The organism is Pseudomonas sp. FBCC-B1565, from assembly GCF_059133265.1.
Genome location: NZ_CP101438.1, coordinates 3,029,086 through 3,051,505 on the forward strand (window position 1 = coordinate 3,029,086; position 22,420 = coordinate 3,051,505).

The following is a 22,420-nucleotide window of genomic DNA, read 5'->3' on the forward strand; positions in this document are numbered from 1 at the left end:
GCTGCGCAGCAGCCCCAAAACAGACAATGCTGGTTTACCTGAAAATACTCATCGCCTGGATTGGGGCCGCTGCGCGGCCCAACGCAGGGCAAGCCTGCTCGCCACAGGGTGCTTTTCAATCAGGATTCTTGTTTCACCAAGTACTCATTAAATTTCACAATGATGTGATTCAACCATGATCGTCCCGAAGCCCATTGACTGGGATAGTAGTAATAACAGTGCTGCTCGTGTAGTAAGTTGTTTTGAAGGGTGGGCTCGTCCGTGTAGTTGCTTATTAGTTCTAGAATATTATTTTTTACCGTTATTATTGTGCTTCTTGATGAGTCAAGTAAAAAAGATTCAATGACTTCGTCAGCTGATGAATGTTCTAGTGTCCAATCTTGATTGAAGTAAGCGCCGAAAAATTGCTGCAACGCTGTCAGTGTAGTATTCATTTTTCTGGGTATCCTGTCAGTAATAGATAGCCATCCGGCATATTAGCTCTTCTCTTCAGAACTAGAATGAAATTGTAAACGGGTACGGGCGTTTCAGTGCCTCTAATAATGCTCACGCCTACAGGCCGGTTAGAGCTGTCTTTGATTAGATGTTTTTTATTTTCTCCTTCTAAAAATTCTAAAATTTCGCTCCGGTGTTTTTTTAAGCTCCTGGATACTAGGACTTCTGCTTCTTCTAGGTTTTTGAACGTTGATGCTGCAGGTATATGCGGTTCCAGATCTAGCCTTGTAATCAGTTGTGCTTTCGTCTGCGCAACATGCTTTTGAATCAAGTGCCCGCCGGCATTTTCATGTGCATCTAGTACGCCGCCAGGGCAATTTACAACTTTACAACTCAGTCCTAGCGGATCTACCCATCCCGTCGGATTAGGCACGTACTGGTACGCATTGATCCCACCCGCCAGCTTCACCGGATCCGGCGTCAGGTACCGACCAACATCCGGATTGTAGTAGCGATGGCGGTTGTAGTGCAGCCCGCTTTCCTGATCGAAATACTGACCCTGGAAGCGCAGCGGGTTGTCGATTTTTCCGATGTCGATGCGGCTGATTTCGCCGTAGGCACGGTAATGCGTAGACCAGACGATTTCGCCATCCGGGGCAGTGAGTTCCTGTGGGGTGCCGAGGTGGTCGAGTTGGTAGTGGTAGGCCTTGGTTTCCTTTGGACCGAAACCTTCCAACAGCGCCAGCGGGCGAAAACTGTCCGGTTCGTAGAGGTAGCTGCGGTGCCGATCCGCGTGGTGTTCGGCGATGAGTTTGTCGCCTTGCCAGAAAAACTCGGTAGTAATCCCATCTATGGTTTTGCTGATACGCTGCCCAAACGGGTCGTAGCGGTAGCTGGCGATCTGGCCGTCAGGTCGGGTAATGCCGATCAGACGATGCTGACAGTCGTAGCGGTATTCGGTGACGAGGGCGTGGCCTTTGCCGCGGCGTTCGCGGATGAGGTTGCCGAAGGCGTCGTAGTCGTAATGGTGGTCGCCCTGGATCATCAGGCGATTGCCGGCGACGATGTCGGGGCCGGGGCGGTTTTGCATGAGCAGGTTGCCGGCCGGGTCGTGGCCGAAGCGTTCCTGTTCGTCTTGAGTGTGGTCGGCGCGGGTGAGGCGGTTGAGTGGGTCGTAGTGGTAGCGGTGTTCGCCCTTGCGGGTGTCGAGCAGGCGGGTGAGGTTGCCGGATTTGTCGTAGTCGTAATGACGGCGATAGACCGGGCCTTCGGCATCAACGATGCTCTGGTTGAACAGGCGGCCTTGGTGGTCGTGTTGGTAGTGGCTGAGCAGTTGGCCTTGTTGGCGTTGCTGTTCGCGACCGGCCTTGAACAGGTGTGAGGTGAGTACTGCGCCGTTCAGTTCGACGGTGGCAAGGTGGCCGCCTTTGTCGTGATTGAAGGTGAGGCGGTTGTTGTCCGGCAGGCGCAGGTTTTGCAGCTGGCCGCAGGCGTCGTAGCCGTAGCGCAGGGTGGCCCAGCCTTGGTGTTCGGCGGTGAGGCGGTTTTGGCTGTCGTACTCGTAGGCCAGTGACCAGTGGCCGTCTTCGACGCCTAAGAGATTGCCCTGGCGGTCGTAGGTGTAATCGACGGTATTGCCATCGGGCAGGGTTTTTCTGACGAGGCGTCCGGCATGGTCGCGCTCGTAGCGGGTAACCAGCTGACTGCCGTCATCGCCGTGTTCGGTCTTTTCCTGAAGGTTGCCGTTGAGGTCGTATACGTACGCCGTGCGCTGACCGTCAAAGCCAATTTCCTGTTGGATCAGGCCGCTGTTGTGGTACTGGAGCCGGTAGGTCTCGCCCACCTCGTTTTCGATCTCGGTCAGCAATAACCGCGCGTTGTCGTAGCGGTAGTTAACCTGGCTGCCATCGGCATTGATGCGGCGGCTGATCAGGTGCAGGCCGTATGCATATTCGTAGCGGGTGATGTTCCCGAGTTCATCGCGCTCGGCGGTGATTTTTCCGTAGGGGTTGTAGCTGTATTCCCTGAACCCGTCGCCTGGCAGCACAACGCGAATCAACCGACCCACGCTGTCCCACTGATACTGGGTCAGTGCGCCGTGTTCATCTTCCCGAGCAACCTGCCGCCCCAGGTCGTCATAGCGATAACGCTTGATCCCGCCATTGGGCAATTGCTCCTCAAGCAACTGCCCACGCTCGTTCCACACCAGCCGCTGACAGCTGTGATCCGGATACCAAACCCCAACCAGTTGGCCATATTTGTTGTAGGTGTAATCGGTAACGTGACCGTCTGGATCGGTCTTGCGCGTTACATCGCCCTGATCATTGCGCTCATACTTCCAAACCGCTTTACCACGCCGCACAACCCGTACGAACCCGTTATCATGCTCGTAGGTCGTCGGCTCATCGTCCCCCGGAAACACCGCCACCAAGCGCCCGGCTTCGTCGTACTGATACGCGGTGATCGCCCCCAGCGGATCCTGCTCAACGGTCAGCCGGCCTTGGTCATCGTAGGATTTGAAATGCTCGGCCCCGTCAGGATCAACCCGCTGCACCAGCCGCGCCCGCTGGTCATGCACGTAGACTTCCTGGCTGCCATCGGCGTTAAACACCGTGACCTGGCCGTTGTCATCCCAGGCATAGCGCGTGTCCATCTGCGAGAAACTCGCCCAATGCCGCACACACCGCGCCGTCTTGCCAGACCGTTCCCATTCCCAGAAAAAGCTCGCCCCACCGGCCAAGCCGCGCTCAAGAATGATGTGCTGTTCGTCGTACCGATAAACCTCGCTTTCGCCGATGGCATTGGTCGCGCAAATCAGTCGTCCAGCTTCGTCGTAGGTGTAGGAAACAACGGTCTGTTCCGTCACCCACTCAAACGGCTCGAGACCTTTAGCCCGATGAACCTGATAGTCCACCGCCACGATGCGGCCCGACGCATAGCGCAACCAAAGCGAACGCCCGACACCGTTATCCACCCGCTCAACACGCCCCAGAAAATCCCGAGTGATACGCAGCCGGTTGTCATACGCATCGCTGATCGCCGTCAGCACACCGTCGCGGAAGTGGTAGAAACGTGACGCCTGCGCCAGCACCAGTTCATCGGGCGCAGCACCCAAATAGATCGCCGCTTCGGCCAGGCTATTGGTGATCGCAGGTCGAGAGGCAGTAGGCAAGGGCAGGGTGGTCGACCGATTCTCATGATCGGTCCAAACCACCGAATCACCCTCAACCACCAGCCGATGCGCCAGCGAGTGACTCCAGCCAAACCCCAGCCCGCAATCCATTTTCACCGCACTGGTGCGGTACAACCGGGTCCACTCAAACGGCAAGATCCCGTCCAGCGTCCCATCGGTAAGGGTCAGCAATTCCTCGCCGGTGACCATCGACACCGGGCAGCCGTTAGTGGCGGTCTTGTCCGCAGGCGCCGCCGCATCCCCATTCGGGTTTCGAGCAGAAGCCGGCACATCATCCACAGGCTCCTGCCGCACCAGCACCGTCCGCTGCGTGGCCTTATCCCGAGCCACCGGCACCGCGTTGGCAACCACCTGATCCCCAGCCTTCAACGGCACATCCGGAACCACCCTGATCGGCGTCGCACGACTCCCCAGCAGCAACGGCCTGGCCGCCTCGACATGCGCGTCCAACCGAGGCCCGACCAACTGTTCCGCGAGCATCTCCAGCCACTGGCGAGCCCGGCCAGACTTGATGTGACTCGTCACCTGAGCACCCAGGCGCAGGGTCACCCCCATGGCGCCCGCGACCCTCACCAACAGCAGACCTATCAACACGTCGCCGGTGATTTCCCCCATCACCTCGCTCATCGCTTGCGGCGGCAACATCCGTATCCAACTGCAGATCGCCGACAGGTAGATAAACATCAACGGCTCATCGCTGAGCACGAGCAGGCCCTGGGCGATGGCGTCTTTGCCCAGTTTCAGCAGTTCATCCAGTTCGGCCTGGGAGACGTACTGCAGCAACTTCTGGCTGTTGCTCTGGAGGTCCGCCAGCAGCTCGGACAGTTGTGTGAAATTGTCCCAAAGGCTGTAAAGCGCCTTACCCATTCCATTAAGAAACGCCTTCTCCAGCAGCCTGCGTTGATCAAGCGGGCTGGCGTCTGTGTAGTCTTTCCACTGGGCTTCGAAGGTGTTTTTCCACTCCTCGCGCAGGCGTGCGTCCAATGCATCAATCACCGATTGATAGGATGCATACAGTGCCTTGACGTGGTCCTTGGAAACGTTGGGATAGAAGCTGACCCGGTATGGCTGGTCGCGCTCACACTCGTCGATTTCGAGAATGCCGCTCGGGCCGATGGTTTTGTGGATCGGCTCGCCCAGTGGCCCGCCGTTGGGGTCGACACGCTGCAACATCACCGGCGTGTTGCCGATGGGTACGAACTGCGTGCTTTGGAACAGGTGCACCAGGGTCAACTTGCCGTTGGCCTGGCAAGTCGCAACGGTGGTGCTTGGGTATAGAGAACGATTGATCGGCGCGACCAGCGCCACTTCATCCCCGACCTTGAAGACTTGCTCGACATCCAGCGCCGACAAGCACCAAAAGCTTGAAGCCCATGCGTCAAAGGTGTTCAGGCATTCCCGGAAATCGCGAAAGACGCTTTCGACATCGACCGTCTTCACATCCATTGGGGTCAGGGCCAGCCTGCCAATGGCCGGGTTCAAGAAACAGCTCCAACAACCAGAAAGTCCATTTGCAATCCCTCGCACTGTGTAGTCAGGCGAGGGACTTTGCGGACCTTTTCAGGGGAGGGGAGTAGAGCTTATCCGGCGGTTACGTGGGACGTTTCGACAACGCTCGTCTTCTCTCGCCCCAACACCAGGCTGCACAGTGCCGGCAAGAACAACAGCGTCAACAGCGTGCCCACCAACACCCCACCGATCAGCACGTAGGCCAGGGACGACCAGAACACCGACAACGTCAGCGGAATAAACGCCAGCGCCGCCGCCAGCGCGGTCAGGATCACCGGCCGTGCACGCCGCACGGTGGCCTCGACGATCGCCTCGCGAATGGCCATGCCGTGGTCCTGGTTCTGACGGATCTGGTCGGTGAAGATCAGCGTGTTGCGCATCAGGATCCCGCCAATCCCGATCAAGCCCAGGATTGCATTGAACCCGAACGGCTGGTTGAACAGCAGCAGGGTCGGCACCGCCCCGATCAAGCCCAGCGGCGCCGTGGCGAAGACCATGAACATCACGCCGAACGAGCGCACCTGGAACATGATCACTGTGAGGGTCAGCAGGATCATGATCGGGAACAGCGCGGCCAGGGCGACGTTGGCCTTGGCGCTTTCTTCCACCGGGCCGCCGATGTCGATCTGGTAGCCGGCCGGCAGCTTGGCGATCAGCGGTTGCAGGTCTTTGTACACGGCCATTTCCACGTCGGGCGGTTGCACGCCGTCGATGATGTCGGCGCGTACTTCGACGGTGGTCGCGCGGTTGCGGCGCTTGAGGATCGGTTCTTCCATCACCGCCTGGAAATGCCCGACCTGGGCCAGCGGCACGGAGGTGCCGGCGCTGTTGGTGAGGGTCATGTTGTTGAGGTTGCCGAGGTCTTCGCGTTGGCTGCCCTGGGCGCGGGCGACCACGGACACAGTGCGGTTGCCTTCGCGCACTTCGGTGATGGGGTTGCCGCTGAGCAACGCGTTGAGCTGGGATTTGACCTCGTTGGGGGTGAAACCCAGCAGACGCAGGCGGTCTTGATCCAGCACCAGGCGATACCCGCTGGTGCGCTCGCCCCAATCGAGGAAGGCATCCTTGGTGAGCTTGTTGGCAGCGACGACTTTGCGCACGTTTTCGGAGATGCCACGCAGCACATCCACATTCGGGCCAGACACACGGAACACCACCGGGAACGGCACGGGCGGGCCGAACAGCAACTGCGTGACGCGCACCCGTGCCGCCGGGAACTCACCGGCCGCAATCCGCTCGCGCATGCGCAGTTTCAATGCATCGCGGGCATGGGAGTCCGGGGTCTGCACGATCAGTTTGGCAAACGCCGGGTCCGGCAGTTCAGGGTTCAGCGACAGGAAAAAGCGTGGCGCACCGCCGCCCACATAGGTGTCCACCATCGTGGTTTGCGGCTCTTGCAGCAGAGCTTTCTCCAACTGTGCGGCCACCGCTTCGGTGCTCTTGAACGCACTGCCCGGCGGCATGTACACCTCAAGAATCAGCTCGGAACGGTCGGAGTTGGGAAAGAACTGCTTCTTCACCACGCCCATGCCCAGCACGCACAGCACAAACGCGGCCACCACCAGCCCGGTCACCAGCCAGCGCCCACGCACGCAGGCTTCCACCAGCGTGCGCAGTTTCTGGTAGTAGCGCCCGGCGTAGATCGCGTCATGCCCGCCGGGCACCGGCTTGATCTGTGGCAACAGTTTCACGCCCAGGTATGGCGTGAACACCACCGCTACCAGCCAGGAGGAAATCAGTGCAAAGCCGACGATCCAGAAGATATTGCCGGCATATTCCCCGGCACCGGAGCGCGCAAAGCCCACCGGCAGAAAGCCGATGATCGTCACCAGCGTACCGGTGAGCATCGGCGCCGCCGTGGAGCTCCAGGCAAAGGTGGCGGCGTGGATGCGGTCGAAACCTTCCTCCAGTTTCACCACCATCATCTCGATGGCGATGATCGCGTCATCCACCAACAACCCCAGGGAAATAATCAGCGCGCCCAGGGTAATGCGGTCGAATTCACGCCCGGTCAGCAGCATGATCACAAACACCACCGACAAGGTCAGCGGCACCGCAGCGGCCACCACCAGGCCGACACGAAAGCCCAAGGCCAACAGGCTGATGACCATCACCACGGCGAGGGCAACGAAGAACTTGAGCATGAACTCGTTGACCGCCAGGCTGATGTTTTTCGCCTGGTCGGAGACTTTGGCGAAGTTGACCCCGAGCGGCAGGTCGGCCTGGATTCTGGCTTCCTGGGCCTTGAGGCTCTTGTCCAGCTCCAGGCCGTTCCAGTGTTTCTCCATGATCACGCCGAGCATCAGCGCCGGGTCGCCCTGGTGGCGGATGCGGTAGCTGGGCGGGTCTTCATAGCCGCGGCTGACGGTGGCCACATCGGCGATGCGCAGCACGCGGCCGTTGACTTCCAGCGGCACGTTTTCGATCAGTGACAGGCTGTCGAACGCGCCGTCGATACGGATGTAGGCGCGGGCGCCGGCGGTCTCGACGAAGCCCGACGGCGCCACGGCGTTTTGCGCGGCCAACGCCGAAAAAATCTGCTCCGGCTTGATGCCCAGGGTCGCCAGGCGCTCATAGGAAAACTCGACGAACACCCGTTGCGCCTGTTCGCCGAGGATATTGACCTTCTTCACCCCCGGCAGGTTGAGGAAACCCTGGCGCAATTCTTCGGCCATCTGCACCTGTTGCCGATGGGGCAGGTGCTCGGCCTCCAGGGCGTACAACGCGAAGTACACATCGGAATATTCATCGTTGAAGAACGGCCCGCTCACGCCCTTGGGCAGTCTGGCGGCTTCATCGCTGAGTTTTTTACGGGTCTGGTAGAACAGGTCCTGGATTTCGCTGGGTCGCGTGGACTCCTTGTACGTCATGCGCATCGACACGAAACCCGGCTGGGCGATGGTCTCGACGCGGTCGTAGTAGTCCAGTTCCTGCAGGCGTTTTTCCAGGCGGTCGGCCACTTGCTCCTGCATTTCCTGGGCGGTGGCGCCGGGCCAGGCGGCAGTAATGGTCATCACCTTGACGGTGAAAGACGGGTCTTCGGCGCGCCCGAGCTTGCCAAACGAAAACACCCCGGCGGCGAGGATCGCAATGATCAGGAACAACGTGACCGCACGGTGCTTGACCGCCAGTTCAGAGAGGTTGATACCGCGCATGCTCAGTTGTCCTGTTTGCGGTTGAGGGCCAATGCCTGGGCGGGCAGCAGGCGTACGGCGTCACCCTCGTGCAGCAGGTGTGCACCCAGGGCGACGACGATTTGGCCGGGCGTTACGCCGCTGTCGAGCAGCGCGTCTTCCTGGCCGAGGCTGGCGACTTTCACCGGGGCGAAGCTGATCGTGTCATCTGCACCGATAACCCACACGCCAGTGCCTTGCCCGGCGTCCTGCAAGGCGCCGATGGGCACGCGGGTTTGCGCGGCCTGGCCGTTGCCTTGCAGGCGCACGGTGATGGTCGAGCCGAGGGCGAAACGCTCGATGGTGCCATGCAACACGTAGCGAGCGCGGTAGGTACGGGTAGTCGGGTCGGCGCTGGCGGACAGTTCGCGCAGGGTGGCGGTCACCGCCTGGTCCGGGGCGCCGAAGGGGAAGGCCAGGGCTTTCTGCGAAGCTTGGTCGCGCTGGTTTTCCGGCAGGTTGACGATGGCTTCACGGGCACCGTCGTGGGCCAGGCGCGCGACGATCTGTCCTTCGGCGACCACCTGGCCGCGGTCCACCCGCACGTCGGTGATGATGCCGTCGCCATCGGCCTTGAGCACCGAGTAGGTGCGGCGGTTTTCGATCTGGCTGGCGTCGGATTGCGCCGCGGCCAGCTCGGCTTCGGCCACCCGCAAGTTGGTCGCCGACTGGTCGAAGATCTGCCGCGACACGGCGCCGGTGCTGGCCAGGCGCTGGTAGCGGTTTTCGTCGTCACGGCGTTGGCGCAGTTGGGCCTGGGCGGCGGTGACGCGGTTTTTCGCCGAGCGCAGGGCCAGTTCGAAGTCGCCGATGTCCAGTACCAGCAGGGTGTCGCCTCGGGACACGTGCTGGCCGGGGTCGACCTTGCGTTCGATGACCTTGCCGCCGACGCGGAAGCCCAGGTCGCTTTCGGTACGTGCCGCGACCACGCCGGTATAGGCGCTTTGCTGGGTGCCGGCCGCTTCGACTTTGGCGGCCAGGACCGGGCGAGGTTGAGGCACTTCGGCGGCGGTGTCGGCCTTGCTGTTGCAGCCATTGAGGACGATCAACAGGGCCAGGGGCGTGAGAAGACGCAGGGGGAGAGGGTGCATGGCGGGCTCCGGGGTAACCATTGGGCAAAAAATTATGGACATAATTTTTTACGCATATTATGGTCGAAATATAAATTAATCCAGCCCCCCGGATGTTCCCCATGACAAACGCCCCGGTCCCATCGCGAAGCTTGCTGTTTTTACTGGTGGCCCTGACGGCACTGGGTGAGGTCTCGACCCAATTGATCATTCCCGGCCTGGGGGCCATCGAGCAGGCGCTGGTCGCGCCGGCAGGTTCGGCACTGATGGCGTTGTCGGCATTTGTCGCCGCTTTCGGCCTTGGGCAACTGTTGTTCGGCCCGCTGTCGGACCGTATTGGTCGGCGCCCGGTGCTGATTGGCGGCCTGGCGCTTTACGTGCTGGCGACGTTGTCGATGCTGCTGGTCCACGACATCCACCAGTTCATTGCCGCCCGCGTGCTGCAAGGCCTGGGCGCCTGCGCCGCGCTGGTACTGGCGCGCACGGTGGTGCGGGATGTGTGGAAGGCCGAAGCCGGGCCGGCCCTGGCGTTGACCATGATCGGCATGCTCTACGCCATCGTGGTGGCGCCGATGGTCGGTGGCCTGCTGATCAAACTGTTCGGCTGGCACGCACCAATCCTGCTGGCGCTGGCGATTGGCAGCGTGGTGCTGTTGCTGGCGTTGCTGTTTTTTCGCGAGAGCAACCACTCGCTCGATCCCAAGGCCGGTCACTGGCGCACCCTCGGCGGGCAATACCTGGACCTGCTCAAGGGCCGCCAGTACCGGGCGTTCGCCGTGGCGCTGGCGTGCACCTATGGCGCCATGTTTGCGGTGATCGCCGGTTCGTCGGCGGTGTTCATCAACCTGCTGGGCTTCAGCAGCCTGGAATACGGCCTCAATTTTGGCCTGATTGTGTCGATGCTGATCGTGGGGTCCACCTATACCCGCCGCAACATCATGCGCCTGGGGCCGCAGCGGATTGTAGCGATGGGCGTGACGATGGTGGCGGTTGGCGGGGTGTCGGCCGTGGTGATTTATGAACTGTTCGGCCTGTCGGTGCTCGGCCTGGATATTCCGATTGCCCTGGTCACCCTGGGTGGTGGCCTGGTGTTGCCGGGCGCGGTCACCGGCGGGGTAATGCCCAATGCGCATCGCGCGGGCCTGGCAGCGGGGCTGATGGGGTTTGCGCAGATGTTCGGCGCCACCTGCAGCGGCATCCTGCTCAGCCAGCTGCGTGACGGCAGTGCCGCGCCGATGATCATCATCCAGGCTGGCTTTGCGCTGACGGCCTACGTGGCGTTTCACCTGCTGCGCCAACGTCAGGTCAAGGGATTGTCCTATACGTAGGACGAACAGGGCTGCTTTTGCCGGCTAGTGCTCAACTGCCGGCAGCCTTATGGTGTATGCACTTTGGAGGTACACCATGAAAAAGCTTATCGGTATCTACACCAGCCCCCGCGCCCATTGGGTCGGCGACGGCTTCCCGGTGCGCACGCTGTTTTCCTACGACGCCATGGGCAAGCACATCAGCCCATTCCTGTTGCTGGACCACGCCGGTCCGGCCGATTTCACCCCGACTGAGCAACGTCGCGGCGTCGGCCAGCATCCTCATCGCGGCTTTGAAACCGTGACCATCGTCTACGACGGCGAAGTCGAACACCGCGACTCCACCGGTGCCGGTGGCACCATCGGCCCCGGCGACGTGCAATGGATGACCGCCGCCAAAGGCATCCTCCACGAAGAGTTCCACTCCGCCGCCTTCGCCCGCCAAGGCGGTGCGCTGGAGATGGTGCAGCTGTGGGTCAACCTGCCGGCCAAGGACAAAATGGCCGAAGCCGGCTACCAGACCCTTGTCGATGGCGACATCCCGGTATTGCCCCTGGCCAACGACGCCGGGCGGCTGCGCCTGATTGCCGGTGAGTTTGCCGGCACCCGAGGCCCGGCCCGCACCTTTACGCCGATTGATGTGTGGGACCTGCGCCTCAACCCTGGCAAGCCCGTCACCCTGGACCTGCACGAGGGGCGCAACACCGCGCTGGTGATCCTGCGCGGCACAGTGCTGGTCAATGGCGAGGAAGTCGCGCGCCAGGGGCAATTGGCGTTGTTCGAGCGGGAGGGCAGCCAGCTCACGCTGGAGTCCAATGACGACGCCAAGGTGCTGCTGCTCAGCGGTGAGCCGATTGACGAGCCGATCGTCGGGCACGGGCCGTTTGTGATGAACACCGAGCAGGAGATTCATCAGGCATTCGCCGACTTTCAGTCGGGTCGTTTCGGGCAGATGTAAGCACACCCGCTATACCCTGGCGCGGCATTTCATGCGATCTTCACGGCATTCGCCCTGGAGTCGCCTGGATGCCCTCATTTATCGCTGATCACCCGATGCTGTGCGCCCTGGCGCTGATCTTGATCGACATCGCCGTGTGGCGTCTTATTTCAGCCAACCTCGCCAACTGGAAGCTGGCGGCGCGGTTGGTGATCTTTGCGGTGTTCAGCGCCGTGCTGTTCAACGACGGCATGAACCCCATGCAACTGGCGCCCTATGCGGACAACACCGCCTTGCACCTGGCCGCCACGGCATTGCAGATCGGTTGGTGGCTGTTCGCGGCGCGCACGCTGACGGTGTTGCTCGGCACGCTCATGATGCAGCGGGTCGGGCATACCGGCCGCCTGTTGCAGGACCTGATGGGGGCGGTGATCTTCCTGATCGCGATCATTGCCGCCATGGCCTACGTGCTCGACCTGCCGGTCAAGGGTGTGCTCGCCACCTCCGGCGCGGTCGCGATCATTGTCGGCCTGGCCCTGCAAAGTACCTTGAGCGACGTGTTCTCCGGGATCGTCCTCAACACCACCAAGCCTTATCAAATCGATGACTGGATCTCCATCGACGGCACCGAAGGCCGGGTGACGGACATCGACTGGCGCGCCACGCGCCTGCAAACCTCCCAGGGCAGCCTGGCGGTGATTCCCAACTCCCTGGCGGCCAAGGCCAAGATCATCAACTTTTCGCGTCCGGCGGACATGTTCGGCCTGGCGGTCAGCCTGCAGGTCAGCCCGCATGCGCGGCCACAAACGGTGATCGAAGCGCTGGAGCGGGCGATGCAAGGGTGTCGGCCGCTGCTGGGCAAGCCGGCGCCGAGTGTGGCGTTCAAGACGTCGGCCAGCGGTGGCGTCGAATATGAAATCAGCGGATTCGTGCCGGCCATGGCCCTCAAGCGCGAAGTGCGCAACCAGCTGTACGATCTGGCCTTCCGGCATTTGCAGGCGGCGGGCGTCGGCTTGCTGTCGGCCACTGAAAACAGCGCGCCACCGGCGATGTCCGCGGCGCGCGCGTTACTGGAGCGGTCGTCGATTTTTTCCACCCTGCGCCAGGAAGAGAAAGACACCTTCAGCCAGAACATGACCCTGCACACCTATCGCGCCGGCGAGATGATCCTGCCGGCCGGAGAGGTCAGCGATCATTTGTTCATCGTTGAGTCGGGTGTGGTCTCGGTGATGTTGACCAAGGGCGGGCACAAATTCGAAGCCGGGCGCATGGGGCCGGGGGAGGTGATCGGCGAGGCCGGGATCCTGTCGGATGAGGCCACGCTGGCGGATTTCTCGGCCAAGACGTTCTGCACCCTGTACCGCATCGAGAAGGAATACTTGAGGCCGTGCCTGGATGCGCGCCACGACATCGGCGAAGCGATGAAGGCCTTGCTGGATTTCCGTGTGCACGCCGCGCAGGCCTTGACCCAGGAGGCACCGGTGGTGCCGGTGAAGAAGGGTTTCCTGCAGTGGCTGCGCCAGCGCGGTCTGTGAACTCCAGATCGTGCAGGCACAATCCGCCAGGCGTGTTACCAGCCGCGCAGGCGCTCCCACACCTGTAGTTCGCCGGTCTCAGACACCGCGGTGTAACAGCCGAACTGCGCCCCTGTCGCACACGCATGGTTGGGCAGAATGCGTAGACGTTTGCCCAGTGGGAATTGCGCAACCACATCCACGTCGCGCCCCTGGAACTGCGCCACGCCATGTTCCTGATTGGCGCTGCCCAGCAGCAATCCATCGATGGGCTTGCCGTGTTCATCGCAGACCTGGCCATAACCAAAATCACGCTTCTGCGCCTGAGTACCGCGATCCCGGCTCATGGCCATCCAGCCCGCGTCGGTGATGATCCAGCCCTTTTCCGGCTGATGGCCGATCACCGTCGTCAGCACGCTCAAGGCCAGTTCATCGGTGCGGCATACGCCGATGTTGTGCATCACCAGATCGAAAAACGCATACACGCCAGCGCGCAACTCGGTGACGCCCTCCAGGCTCACTGCCGACAGCGCGGTGGGGGTGGAGCCGACACTCACCTGTGCGCACGGCATCCCGGCAGCGCGAATATGCTCGGCCGCTTCCACGCACCCTGCGCGTTCCAGTTCGGCGATGGCCCGCAGGGCTTCGGGCGTGTCCAGCCCGTAGCTTTCGCCGGCATGGGTCAGCACGCCGACCAGGCTGTCGCCGAGCAGCCGGGCAATCTCCAGCAAGCGCGGGTCCTGCGGCTTGACACCGGAGCGGTGGCCGTCGCAATCGATCTCGATCATCACCGCAAAGGTTTCGCCATGCTCGCGGCCGAAGTCGATGATGGCCTGGGCACCGGCAAGGCTGTCGGTGATCAGCGTCAACGCGCAACTCCGGCGACGCAAGGCCAGGGCCTGAGGCAATTTGTGCGGGGCCATGGCCACGGCGTAGAGGATGTCGTGGATGCCCAGGTCGAAGAAATACTCGGCTTCCTTCAGCGTTGAAACGGTGATGCCGCGGGCGCCTGCTGCGATTTGCGCGGCGACCACTTCAGCGCACTTATGGGTTTTGACATGGGGGCGCAGGTGCACGCCGAGGGCATTGGCACGCTGCTGCATGCGCTGGATATTGCGCTGCATTTTCAGCGTGTCGATCAATGCGGCGGGGGTATCCATGGTGCGGGCTCCACAATGAGGGGCAGGGGGTAAATTGACGCCCTGTCCAGGACTGGATATGTTGTCTTGCATGAAAAACACCTCTCCCAACGATACTCACTTGATCAGCCAGCTCGAACAGATCGCCGAGGGCTTGAGCAAGACCTTCAGCCCCTTCTGCGAAGTGGTGCTGCACGACTTGCGCGACCCCCGGCACTCGATCCTGGCCATCCACAACAACCTTTCAGGGCGTGCGCCCGGCGACCCGACCACCGAACTGGGCCTGGCACGTATTGCCGACCCTGACTACCCGCAAGTCATCGCCAACTACCAGAACCAGTTCAGCGACGGCCGCCAGGTCAAGAGCACCTCCATTGGCATCAAGGGCGCCGGCGGTGAGTACGTCGCGGCCTTGTGCATGAACGTCGACCTCTCGTTGTTCCGTGGCTTGCAAGGCATGCTCGAACAATTCGGCTCGGTCAGCGGCGACAAGCTCATCGAGTCCCTGGACCCTTCCGGCGCCGACGTGATCCGTGCGCGTATCGACCAGTTCGCCGCACGCCTGGCCACTACCCCGCGTGCACTGAAGACAGCCGACCGGCGTGTGCTGATGCAGGAACTCAAGGACTCGGGCTGCCTGGACATCCGCCGGGCCATGGAAACGGTGGCGTCCCATCTGGGCGTGTCGCGTGCGGCGGTCTACACCTACGCCAAGTAGCGCGCCACGGCCTCGATCTCGATCAGGTAACCGTGGTGCAACTCCGGCACCGGCACCACCGCGCGGGCAGGGCGGTGCTCGCCCAGCGCGGCGGCATAGAGGCCATCGAAGGCCGGCCAATGCTCGACGCCGGCTACGTACACGGTGACCTTCACCAGGTCCTGCGCGGTTCCGCCGGCGGCGTTGAGGATGGCCAATAAATTATCCAGGGCAATTTGCGCCTGTTCGGCAAACGGCGCCATCAGGTTATGCCGCCCATCCGGGCTCACCGGCAATTGGCCGGAGATGTACAGCGTGTCACCGTGGCGGATGGCTTGTGAGTAATGGCCGGCAGGCTGGGCCGCATGGGCGGTCTGGATGATCTTCATGAGGCCTCGCACAACAGGGCGGCGTACTTCTCGATATCGACGTTGCCACCGGTGACGATAATGCCCACGCGCTGGCCCTTGAAGCGTTCACCCTGTTTGAGCAACGCGGCCAACCCCAGGCAGCCGGTGGGCTCGACCACCATTTTCATGCGTTGCATAAAGAACTTCATGGCGCCGACCAACTCGGCATCCGACACGGTGAGGATGTCGTTGACCTGGTCGCGGATGATCGGGAAGGTGCAGTTGCCCAGGTGCTGGGTCTGGGCACCGTCGGCAATGGTCGCCGGCGTGTCGATGTGCACGATGCTGCCGCTGCGGAACGAGCGCTGGCCGTCATTGCCGGCTTCGGGTTCCACACCATACAACTGGCAATCCGGCGCCAGGGCACGGGTCGACAACGCCGTGCCCGAGAGCATGCCGCCGCCACCCAGGCCAACGAACAATCCATCCAGCGGGCCGGTGAATTCCAGCAACTCCTTGGCGGCGGTGCCTTGCCCGGCGAGGATATGCGGGTGGTCGTAGGGCGGGATCAGCGTCAGGCCCTGCTCGGTGGCCAGGTCGCGGCCAATCTGTTCGCGGTCCTCGGTGAAACGGTCATACAGCATCACACTGGCGCCGTAGCCACGGGTCGCCGCGACCTTGGCCGCCGGCGCATCGCTGGGCATCACGATGGTTGCCGGCATACCCAATAACTGCGCCGCCAGGGCAATGCCCTGGGCGTGGTTGCCAGACGAGAACGCCACCACCCCGGCCTTGCGCTGCTGTGCATCGAACTGCGACAGCGCATTGAACGCACCCCGGAACTTGAAGGAACCGGTGCGTTGCAGGTTCTCGCACTTGATGAACACCTGGGCGCCGGTCAGTGCGTCGAGGGTGCGTGAGGTGAGCACTGGGGTGTGATGGGCGACACCTTCCAGGCGCTGGGCGGCGGAAATGACGTCGAGGTAAGTCGGCAATGGCATAGGGCGGACCTCATTGGCTGGTATGGATAAAATATCTATATCAAGACAAATAGTAAAGGTTGGTTTGTGCATGTTAGCGTTTTGCACTTCTCTGACCGCTGGAGGATTCAACATTGATCCGCCTCACCGACTACATCGCCGACCTCTCCCAATCTCCGCTTGCACCGTGGGCTGACCTCGCGCCCTGGGCGCTGGCCGCTCAGGCGCCTGCTGTTGTGCGTCAGTTGCTGGCTGAACTGCCGGGCGACGATTACATAATTGAGGATGAAATCGCGGTCCACCGCACTGCCACCGTAGAAGCGGGCGCCTTGCTCAAGCCGCCCCTGATCATCGGCGCCCATTGCTTCATCGCCAGCGGCTCACTGCTGCGCGGAGGCTGCTGGCTGGATGCACATTGCATCATCGGCCCGGGCGCCGAGTTGAAGACCTCCTTCATGTTCAGCGGCAGCAAGCTGGCGCACTTCAATTTCGTCGGTGATTCGGTGCTGGGACACGGCATCAACCTGGAGGCGGGGAGCATCGTCGCCAACTACCGTAACGAGCGTGATGACAAGGAGGTGCGAGTGCGGGTCGACGGTACCTTGCAGCGCACCGGTTGCGACAAGTTTGGCGCGTTGCTCGGCGACCAGTGCCGTATCGGCGCCAATGCGGTGTTGGCGCCGGGGGCGGTGCTCAAGCCTGCCAGCGTGGTGGGACGCGGGCAGGTGTTTGATGCTGAAGCCTCCCTATAAACACCGCGTTGAAAAGATCATGGTCAGTCGGCACGATATTAAATAGAATGAATCTCATTTGAGACTCACTCGCGCCGCGCAGGTCGCTTGCCATGAATGATGCTGTTGTTCCGACCCACGCCTCCGAACTGACCTTGTCGAGCCTGTACCGCGACCATCGCAGCTGGCTGGAAAGCTGGCTGCGCCGGCGCCTGGGCAACGCCTGGGATGCTGCCGACCTGAGCCAGGATACCTTCCTGCGCGTACTCGCCAGCGCCCAGCCGATTGCGCAGATGCAGGAGCCGCGTGCTTATCTGGTGACCGTCGGCAAACGCCTGCTGGTGAATTTCCATCAGCGGCGCAGTCTTGAGCAGGCCTACTTGAATGCCCTGGCGAGCCTGCCGCAAGCCTGCGTGCCATCGCCCGAGCAGCGCTGGCTGGTCCTGGAGACCCTGCAAGCCCTGGACGAGTTGCTCGATGGCTTGCCGGTGCTGGTCCGCCGCGCCTTTCTGTGGAGCCAGCTGGAAGGCCTGGGCTATCGCGACATCGCCGAACGGCTTGAGGTGTCTGAGCGCACGGTCAAACGCTACATGGCCCAGGCCTACGAACACTGTTTGCTGGTGGACCTGTGAGCCGTGACGTCGCTCGCGCCGCTGCCCAGTGGTTGGCGCTGCTCGAATCCGGCGCGGCCACCGAGCGTGACCACGCCGCGTTGCAGCACTGGCGAGACAGCCACCCCCAGCACGAGCAGACCTGGCAAAAAGCTCAGACCCTGCGCCAGCGTTTCAGCGACTTGCCCCAGGCCCTGGCAATGGCCAGTCTCGACCGTCCGCAACCGGGGCGGCGCGCGGTGCTCAAGCGTGCATTGGGTATCGCAGCCTTGGTGCCGACGGCCTGGCTGGTCAGCCGCCAATTGCCCCTCGAGGCGTGGCGCGCCGACCTGCACACTGCCACCGGCGAGCACAAGCGCATGTCCTTGGCCGATGGCGGCAGCTTGCAGCTCAACACGGCGACAGCGGTGGACATGGACCTTGCACAGCGGCGCATCACACTGGTGGACGGTGAGCTGGCGCTGAATGTACCCGGGGCGGCGGCGATGACGGTGCAGACCCGCTACGGCCAATTGCGGGTCAGCCAGGCCGAGGTGTGTGTCCGGCAGCTGGCCAAGGGTTGTCTGGTGTCGGTGCTCAAGGGCGCGGTCCAGGTACGCGACCTGAACGGGCAAATGGCGACGTTGCCGGGTGGTCAGCAAGCCTCGCTGCAAGCCGGCGGGCTCGGCGCCTGGGCACCGTTCGATGTGTTGCAATTGGGTTGGCGCGACGGCGTGCTGACCGCACAGAACCAGGCGCTGGGCGACTTCTTGCGGGAATTGGAACGTTATCGTCCCGGTGTGTTGCGCTGGGATCCGAGCCTGGAAACGTTGCGAGTGACCGGCAGTTTTCGCCTGGACGACACCGACCGCATCCTCAACCTGCTGGCCCAGACCCTGGGGCTGGAACTGCACGCACGCACACGCTATTGGGTCACCCTGACACCGCGCAAATCGCTCACCTGATGCGGGTGTGGTAATTCTTATATATCCATATAGAATAAATAAAGAGTTATATATTCCTTTTATTGTTGTTGTCGATGGCGCATTTTGAGGGCCTGCGCATTCGTGCGGATTGACCCAACAGCCAAAAGGAAAGCCGACATGACCATTAAAGCGATCAACGTGCGCAACCAGTTCAAGGGCGTGATCAAGGAAATTCTGCTGGGGGAAGTGGTGTCGGAAATCGACGTGCAGACCGCGTCCGGCATTGTGACTTCGGTGATCACCACCCGCTCGGTGCGTGACCTCGAATTGAAAGTGGGCAGTGAAGTGATTGCCTTTGTGAAGTCCACCGAAGTGTCCATCGCCAAGCTGTAAATGACCGCCCCCGCACTCAGGCGGGGGCTGTCATGACTCAAGCGATCTTCGGTCCACTGCCACCCGGTGGATGCGGCTGCGGTCTCTCCGGCGGCGCATCCGTCGGCAGGCTCTTGGGTTTCGCGTTCGGGTCTTTGTAGCCCTTGTGCAAGCCGCCGTCCAGGCGATTGCTCGACGAGCCACCTTTCTGCGGGGTCTGGTCGAAGTGTTCCCACTCCGATTGCTGGAAGCGGAAGATGCTGTCGTCGGTCGGCGCGTCACGGCCACCGTAATGGTGGATTTCATAGTGGGCGTATTCGACCTTGTCGGCCCAGTTGTCCTGCAACAGACCGTCGCCCGCCAAGTCGCGATACCAGTCGTTTTCCTTCTCGGTGGCCTTCTGCTTTTTGTTGTGGTCGACAAAGTAGCCGATGATCCCGCCGACCACCGCCAGCACCACACCCACCAGGAACAACGGCCCGGTCAACGCCGCCGCCGTGCCCGCGCCAAACAGCGCCGCAGCCCCCAGTACCCCGGCCGATGCACCGAACGCACCGCCGGCCACTTGCAGGCCGCCGGCCGCCTGGGCCAAGGGGTCTTTGTCCTTCACGCCGCTCTTGATCGCCAGTGCGCCCAGTACGATGTCGGCAAAACCGCCGGCAATGTCCGTGGCCGGGCCCAGCACCTTGATCACGGAACCGGCGATCTTTGCCGATTTGGACGCGCCGAGCTTGGCCGCGCCCGCAGCGGCCAGGCCGTCATCCAGGTGGGTGGCCAGGCCTTCGGTGGCTTCGGTGACGGCCTTGTCGCCCTCGCCGAACAGCTTGGAGATGCCGTCGTACTGGCTGTCCGGCACCGCATCGAGGGCCGTGGCGATCTTGGCTTTGACATCCGAGGGCAGTTCGCTGACGCGGAATTCGAAGTTCGGCTCCTGCATGCCGGTCTTGCCCCAGATCTCCGGCAGGGTCTTGTCCAGCCCGAGGAAATCCACCAGGCCGCCTTTGCCCAGGCTCTCGCCGATCTTGTCGCCCAGGCGTACAAAGTGGCTGGAGCCGCCGGCAAAACTCAGGAAGTCCTTGGCGATGGTCATGCGTTGCGCTGGGGTTTCGCCGAGCTTGCCGCCTTTGCCCACCAGTTGGTAAATCCCGGAAAACAGGCTCACACCGGCGCCCAGTGAACCGAGGATGCCTTTGCTGTTGAGGGTGTTGAACACCTCGCCGAGCATGCCGCGATCGGCCACCGGGATGTAGGGTTTGCTCAGGGCGGTTTTCAGGTCAGCTTCGCTGATCACGCCGTTTTTCTGATACACGGCGCCCAGCTCTTCCAGGGCCTTGGTGACGGCGGCAGATTTTTCCTTGCCTTGCAGGCCTTCGTTGAGGAATTTCTCCAGGGTTTCCTGGGTGCGGCGCGGCAAGTCCAGCACGTTGCCCTTGAGCACTCCTTTGAGCAGGCCGAACAGGTCCTTGGTGGCCAGCTCCTTGTTCTCGTCGGAGATCTTGCTCGGGTCCGACAGAATGGCATTCAGGTCGGTGGTCAAGCCGTCCGCCTGGATGTTCTGCGCGGCTTTGCTGGCGGCCGCCGGGTCGAACAGCGACAGCGACGTCAGGGTATCGCTGAGGTCTTTCTGCGCCTCGTAGGTCTTGCCCTGGCTTTGCAGGTCCTTGAGGTACAACACGTAGTCCGGGTTGGAGGTGAGGTCCAGCAGCTTCTGCTTGATCTCGTCCTTGTTCGGCAGCTTGTTGATGGCGTCGTCCATCTTCGACTTGTAGTCAGCCTGGATGGTAGGGTCGTTGAACAGTTCACCGATCTGTTTTTGCACGGCCTTGCCGTCGACGATGTCGTGCATATCGGCCGAGGTCAGCTGGGTCTGCTTGTCATCGAACTCGCGCCAGGTGGTGTTGAACGGGCGTTTGGACTCCTCGTAGCCGGTGATGCCGTGGCCGTTCTGGTAGGCGGCTTGCGCTTCGAGGGCGCGGACCAGCTTGGCGCGGGGATCGTCCTTGGCAATCGAGCCGTTCTTCACGCCTTCGCGGTAGGTGTCGATCAGTTGCGTGGTGGCCAGTTCGCTGACGCTGAGGGTCGGCGACTTGTCGTCCTTTTCATCGGCGTGCACGCCAGTGTCCATGTTCAGCACGTCCAGCTCACCGGACTTGGGCAGGTTGTGCTTGGTGCGGGTATCGTCCACCGAACTGGCACTGGAGGCTTCCCACTTGGCCGCCACATCATCGTAGAGCTGCGGGCTGAGTTCCTTGGAGACGATCACCTTGCCTTCGCTGGTTTCGTAGCGGATCAGGCCGTCGCCCAGTTCATCCGGGGAGCCGAAGGTGATGTCGGTGTTTTTCAGGAAGTCATTCGGCCCGGCCAGCTTGTAGCCTTCGCCTTCGCTGGTGTGGATCTTGGCCCAGGTGTCATTGGCGGTGGCGACGCTCTTGAACAGCTCGGGGCTGACGTCGGAGGACACCACCACCTTGGTGCCGTCATGCAGCTCGTAGGTGAGGATGTGGTCTTTCTGGTCGTTGTTCCAATTGAAGTTCTTGTAGTCGTTCAGGCCCGGCACCGGGGAGTTGGCATCGGCCAGTATCGCGCCGTTATTCAGCTCGCCTTCCACCACGGCTTTCTTGCCGGGGTCGGTGTAGACCGCGTGCAGGCCGGCCAGGTAGTCGAACAGCTTGGGGTTGTCGTCGCGGGCCACCACCATTTTCTGGCCGTTGCTTTCAAAGCGGATCAGGCCCGGGCCGACTTCATCCTCAGGGCCCACCGTGGTGCCGGCGTAGGGTGGCCACACTTCGTTGTCGCTGGCGCGCTTGTAACCGGCGTTTTCACTGTTGGACAGGCCGGTGAAGCTGGCATAGGCGTCCTTGGCTTTCTGGAAGGCTTCGGGGTTGTCGCGCTGGCTGATGACGACCTTGGTGCCGTCCTGGGTCTCGTAGCGGATCACACCCGGGCCGGTTTCATCCGGTGCGCCAAGGGATTTGTAATCGGCGAGTTTGCCCGGCGCAGTGCCATCGGTACCGAGGCTCTGGTAGCCGGCATTCTGGCTGGCGACCACGCCGGAGAGGGACTTGAAGTCCTGGCTGACCTGCTTGAACAGCTCGGGGCTGTCCTGTTCGCTGACGATGACTTTCTTGCCGTCCTGGGTTTCATAACGGATCAGCCCAGGGCCGACTTCATCGGGCGGGCCGATGGCCTTGTAGTCGGCCAATGCCTTGGGCGGCGTGGCATCCTTGGCGGCGAGTTCGTAGCCGTCTTTTTTACTCGCATCCAGCCCCGATGGTGGCTTGTCCTGGGCCTCAACCTTTTTGTTGTTGGCGCTTTGCTTGAGCAACGCATGGAACTGCGCGCCGGACTTGGGCGGCATGCGGGGAAGGGCTTTGGGGTCGGACGAGCGATCGAGGGGCTGGGTCGTCATGCCATGAAACTCCTGCTGTTACCGGTGGGGCGTATCGGCAAAAACAGTAACAGCAGGGGTTCGGCACGCGTTGCGAAAAGTTGTGAAT

The 22,420-nt window shown here is 61.9% G+C and carries 16 protein-coding genes; 8 read left to right on the forward strand and 8 right to left on the reverse strand.

The genetic code is table 11. The features are described from left to right. Positions 1-119: 119 nt before the first annotated feature. From NL123_RS14390 to NL123_RS14405, 4 genes are all read right to left on the reverse strand, one after another. On the reverse strand, positions 120-434 hold the full coding sequence (locus NL123_RS14390; protein WP_494358069.1) for a contact-dependent growth inhibition system immunity protein: 315 nt from the start codon (positions 432-434) through the stop codon (positions 120-122). After that, positions 431-5,074, reverse strand: coding sequence for an RHS repeat-associated core domain-containing protein (locus tag NL123_RS14395; protein WP_494358305.1), 4,644 nt, complete (start codon positions 5,072-5,074; stop codon positions 431-433). The genes NL123_RS14390 and NL123_RS14395 overlap by 4 nt, the downstream gene beginning before the upstream one ends. Before the next feature lie 134 nt (positions 5,075-5,208). Next, entirely contained in the window at positions 5,209-8,292 is a 3,084-nt protein-coding gene (locus tag NL123_RS14400; RefSeq protein WP_494358070.1) for an efflux RND transporter permease subunit, read from the reverse strand. Positions 8,293-8,294: 2 nt separating this feature from the next. After that, positions 8,295-9,401: an efflux RND transporter periplasmic adaptor subunit gene (locus tag NL123_RS14405; protein ID WP_494358071.1), complete on the reverse strand. Its 1,107-nt coding sequence runs from the start codon at positions 9,399-9,401 to the stop codon at positions 8,295-8,297. A gap of 101 nt (positions 9,402-9,502) precedes the next feature. On the opposite strand from NL123_RS14405, the gene NL123_RS14410 reads away from it, so the two are divergent. From NL123_RS14410 to NL123_RS14420, 3 genes are all read left to right on the forward strand, one after another. After that, positions 9,503-10,708 (forward strand): multidrug effflux MFS transporter, encoded by a 1,206-nt coding sequence (locus NL123_RS14410; protein ID WP_494358072.1) that lies wholly within the window; start codon positions 9,503-9,505, stop codon positions 10,706-10,708. Between the two features lie 76 nt (positions 10,709-10,784). Then, positions 10,785-11,645, forward strand: coding sequence for a pirin family protein (locus NL123_RS14415; protein ID WP_494358073.1), 861 nt, complete (start codon positions 10,785-10,787; stop codon positions 11,643-11,645). Between the two features lie 68 nt (positions 11,646-11,713). After that, positions 11,714-13,159 carry a mechanosensitive ion channel domain-containing protein gene (locus tag NL123_RS14420; RefSeq protein ID WP_494358074.1) on the forward strand — a complete coding sequence of 482 codons (1,446 nt, stop codon included), beginning with the start codon at positions 11,714-11,716 and terminating at the stop codon, positions 13,157-13,159. A 35-nt stretch (positions 13,160-13,194) separates the two neighbouring features. Here the strand turns inward: NL123_RS14420 and NL123_RS14425 are convergent, their stop codons facing one another. Then, the gene (locus NL123_RS14425; RefSeq protein WP_494358075.1) at positions 13,195-14,298 is read right to left on the reverse strand and encodes a DSD1 family PLP-dependent enzyme; all 1,104 of its coding nucleotides are present in this window, start codon (positions 14,296-14,298) and stop codon (positions 13,195-13,197) included. A gap of 70 nt (positions 14,299-14,368) precedes the next feature. Between NL123_RS14425 and NL123_RS14430 the strand changes: the two genes are divergently transcribed. Further along, the gene (locus tag NL123_RS14430; RefSeq protein ID WP_058426907.1) at positions 14,369-14,995 is read left to right on the forward strand and encodes a helix-turn-helix transcriptional regulator; all 627 of its coding nucleotides are present in this window, start codon (positions 14,369-14,371) and stop codon (positions 14,993-14,995) included. Here the strand turns inward: NL123_RS14430 and NL123_RS14435 are convergent. Together NL123_RS14435 and NL123_RS14440 are read right to left on the reverse strand one after the other, a co-directional pair. Continuing rightward, complete coding sequence (locus NL123_RS14435; protein ID WP_248481784.1) at positions 14,983-15,363, reverse strand: RidA family protein; 381 nt, start codon at positions 15,361-15,363, stop codon at positions 14,983-14,985. The genes NL123_RS14430 and NL123_RS14435 overlap by 13 nt on opposite strands. After that, positions 15,360-16,325, reverse strand: a complete 966-nt coding sequence (locus NL123_RS14440; RefSeq protein WP_494358076.1) for a threo-3-hydroxy-L-aspartate ammonia-lyase — start codon at positions 16,323-16,325, stop codon at positions 15,360-15,362. The genes NL123_RS14435 and NL123_RS14440 overlap by 4 nt, the downstream gene beginning before the upstream one ends. A 113-nt stretch (positions 16,326-16,438) precedes the next feature. Between NL123_RS14440 and NL123_RS14445 the strand changes: the two genes are divergently transcribed. The 4 genes from NL123_RS14445 to NL123_RS14460 all read left to right on the forward strand — a co-directional run bounded on the left by NL123_RS14445 (position 16,439) and on the right by NL123_RS14460 (position 18,944). After that, complete coding sequence (locus NL123_RS14445) at positions 16,439-17,056, forward strand: LbetaH domain-containing protein (protein WP_494358077.1); 618 nt, start codon at positions 16,439-16,441, stop codon at positions 17,054-17,056. Between the two features lie 92 nt (positions 17,057-17,148). Then, the gene (locus tag NL123_RS14450) at positions 17,149-17,667 is read left to right on the forward strand and encodes a sigma-70 family RNA polymerase sigma factor (RefSeq protein WP_248481778.1); all 519 of its coding nucleotides are present in this window, start codon (positions 17,149-17,151) and stop codon (positions 17,665-17,667) included. Continuing rightward, the gene (locus tag NL123_RS14455; protein ID WP_494358078.1) at positions 17,664-18,590 is read left to right on the forward strand and encodes a FecR domain-containing protein; all 927 of its coding nucleotides are present in this window, start codon (positions 17,664-17,666) and stop codon (positions 18,588-18,590) included. Before NL123_RS14450 ends, NL123_RS14455 begins: the two co-directional genes overlap by 4 nt. Before the next feature lie 138 nt (positions 18,591-18,728). Continuing rightward, positions 18,729-18,944 (forward strand): TOBE domain-containing protein, encoded by a 216-nt coding sequence (locus tag NL123_RS14460; protein ID WP_003173733.1) that lies wholly within the window; start codon positions 18,729-18,731, stop codon positions 18,942-18,944. 37 nt (positions 18,945-18,981) lie between these two features. On the opposite strand, the gene NL123_RS14465 is transcribed toward NL123_RS14460, so the two are convergent. Beyond that, entirely contained in the window at positions 18,982-22,332 is a 3,351-nt protein-coding gene (locus tag NL123_RS14465) for a hypothetical protein (RefSeq protein WP_494358079.1), read from the reverse strand. Positions 22,333-22,420 lie beyond the last annotated feature (88 nt).